The organism is Pseudonocardia pini (assembly GCF_013870575.1).
GTDB classification, from domain to species: Bacteria; Actinomycetota; Actinomycetes; order Mycobacteriales; family Pseudonocardiaceae; genus Pseudonocardia; species Pseudonocardia pini.
Window position 1 is genome coordinate 1 of sequence record NZ_JACBXB010000751.1, and the last position, 2,686, is coordinate 2,686.

Here is a 2,686-nt window from a genome sequence, read left to right on the forward strand (position 1 = left end):
GCTCCCCGACCCGCTCCAGCCCGGTGACCGGCGAGCCCGTGCGCACCTCCGCGCCCAGGGACCGCAGGTGGGCGGCCAGCGGGGCCCAGACCGCGGTGCGGTGGTCCTCGGAGGGCGCGTCGAAGCCGATACCTGCGGGGTTGCCGAGGAAGTAGTAATGGAACATCGAGACGAGCTCGGCGGCGGAGAGCCCCTCCTGGTCGCAGAAGAAGGACCGGGCGAAGGCCTCGAACAGCATCTGCCGGGCGCGCTCGGAGACCCCCAGCCTGCGGAGGAAATCCGCCGCCGACACGTCGTCGAACCGCGCGACGGTCTCGGCGGGATCGTGCGCCAGCAGGGCGAACCCGAGCGCCGCGTCCGCCCCGGCGACCTCCCGCAGCCGCAGGCTGGGGGAGCGGGCGAACAGCGCGAGCAGGTTGAACGGCGGCGCGGCGGGCAGGTTCCCCAGGTCCTCGGCCTGCCAGCGGCGGGAGATCACCGGATAGCCCTCGACGGGGCGGAGGAAGCCGAGCCGCGGGTCGATGCGGCGGAGGATCGCGCGCCAGGTGTCGTAGTGCCGGAAGAAGGCGTGGAACCCGTGCTCGACGACCTGCTCGGTCCCGTCCGGCAGGGTGTGCGACCACGCCCCGAGCCGCCCGCCGAGATGGTCCGCCGCCTCCAGCACGGTGACCGCGGCGCCCCGCTCGGCCAGCACGACCGCCGCGCTCACCCCCGCGATCCCGCCCCCGACCACGACGGCCCGGGTGCCCGCGGGCACCCGGTGGGGCAGGTCCGGCCTGCCGGGGACGTGGACGATCGGCGCGCGGCGCCAGGGGAGCGTGCGGGACACGGTGTCAGCCTAGGAGTCGCCCCCGACAGGAATGCCCACCACCGGCGCCCGGTTGCCCGAAGGGCAAGACAGTCGAGGAGAGAGGTGGTTGCGGATGTCGGTGGACCTGGGCCGTTACGGGATCTGGTTGGGCGGTGCCCTGCTCACGCCCGAGCTGGCGAAGGAGATCGAGGACCTCGGCTACGGGGCGATCTGGATCGGCGGCTCCCCGCCCGCCGACCTCGGGCTGGCCGAGAGCCTGCTCGACGCGACGGAGCGCATCGCCGTCGCCACCGGGATCGTCAACATCTGGCAGGCGCCCGCGAAGGAGACCGCGGAGTCCTACCACCGCATCGAGGCCCGGCACCCCGGCCGGTTCCTGCTGGGCATCGGGATCGGGCACCCGGAGGCGGTGAAGGAGTACCGCTCGCCGTTCGACACGATCCTGAGCTACCTCGACGAGCTGGACGAGGCGGGCGTCCCGGTCGCGGGCCGGGCGCTCGCGGCCCTCGGCCCGAAGGTCCTGCGGGTCGCGGGCGAGCGCACGGCGGGTGCCGCCCCGTACCTGACCACCCCCGTCCACACCCGTGAGGCCCGCGAGATCCTCGGCGAGGGCCCGCTGCTGGCGCCCGAGCACAAGGTCGTCCTGTCGACGGACGTCGACTACGCCCGTGGCGTGGGCAGGCCGAAGGTCCGCAAGCCCTACCTCGCCCTCACCAACTACCGCCGGAACCTCCTGCGCACCGGCTTCACCGAGGAGGAGCTGGACACCGCGGCGAACCGGGTGATCGACGAGCTGGTCCTGCACGGGGACGTGGCCACCGTCGTCGCCGGGCTCGACGCCCACCTCGCGGCGGGGGCGGACCACATCGGTGCCCAGATCCTCACCGCCTCCGGCCGGATCGACGACGAGTTCCACACCGGCCTGCGCACGCTGGCGGAGGGCCTGCGGCTGAGCTGATCTGCGAGACTGCCCCGCGTGCGGGGGCGGGTCTGGTGGGCGGAGCTGCGCACCTGGGTGACCGGCGTCGACCCGGGGTTGGGCAGGCTGCGGCTCGCCGGGGTCGCGACCCTCGCGATGGGGCTGGCGGTCGGCCTGATGTCCGTGGTCCGGGCGCTGACCGGCCAGCCCGTGACCGTGGTGCTGTTCGCCGCCGTGCTGGCGATGATCAGCAACCTCTCGGTGAACGACGCCGACCTGCGCGGCCGCCGCGTGACCACTGCGCTGATGGTGGTCCCGGCGGCCGCCGCGACGGTCCTCGGCACGGTGCTGGCGCAGTACCGGCTGGTCTCCGACATCGTGTTCGTGCTGGTCATGATGCTGGCGGTGGCGGCCCGCCGGTTCGGCCCCCGCGGCACCGCGCTCGGCATGGCGGCGTTCATGCCGTACTTCTTCACCCAGTTCCTGCAGGCCCGCCCCGAACAGCTGCCCTGGCTGCTGGCGGCGGTGGGCTGCGGGATCGGCTCGACGCTGCTGCTGCGCGGGTTCCTGCTGGCCGAGCACCCCGAGCGGGTTCTCGACCGGCTGCTCCGCGCGGTCCGCGCGCACGTGCACGCGCTCGCCCTCGCCGTCGTCGACGTGCTGGAGGCGCCCGCCACCGACCAGCCGGAGATCGACGACGCGCTGCGCGACCTGCACCGCCGACGCACCCGCCTCAACGACACCATGCTGCTGGTCGTGGACCGGATCGAGCAGCTCGACGAGCAGGACCGGGACCTGGAGCTGCGGGTCGGCGACCTCGAGCTCGCCGCGGAGCGCCTGGCGGTGTCCACCCGCAGGCTCGCCGACGACCCGGCCCGCCCCGGCGCGCTGGAACCCGAGGTGCGCCGGGCCCTGATCGCCGGAGGCCGCGCTGGTGGACGTCGTGCGCCCGCCCG

The 2,686-nt window shown here is 74.4% G+C and carries 2 protein-coding genes and 1 pseudogene; 2 read left to right on the forward strand and 1 reads right to left on the reverse strand.

What is annotated here, in order from left to right; translation table 11 throughout:
- Nucleotides 1-829: FAD-dependent oxidoreductase (locus H5J29_RS28300; protein ID WP_181784044.1), on the reverse strand; the 829-nt coding region annotated here is incomplete at its 3' end.
- 94 nt (nt 830-923) lie between these two features.
- Here H5J29_RS28300 and H5J29_RS28305 point away from each other — a divergent pair.
- Both H5J29_RS28305 and H5J29_RS28310 read left to right on the forward strand, forming a co-directional pair.
- Nucleotides 924-1,769, forward strand: coding sequence for an LLM class F420-dependent oxidoreductase (locus tag H5J29_RS28305; protein ID WP_181784045.1), 846 nt, complete (start codon nt 924-926; stop codon nt 1,767-1,769).
- An 18-nt stretch (nt 1,770-1,787) separates the two neighbouring features.
- Nucleotides 1,788-2,686 (forward strand): annotated as a pseudogene (locus H5J29_RS28310) (FUSC family protein); the annotation flags it as partial.

What these genes read in the sequence shown, in the direction of transcription:
- H5J29_RS28305 (WP_181784045.1), top strand. Translation starts at nt 924, where the DNA reads ATGTCGGTGGACCTGGGCCGTTACGGGATCTGGTTGGGCGGTGCCCTG.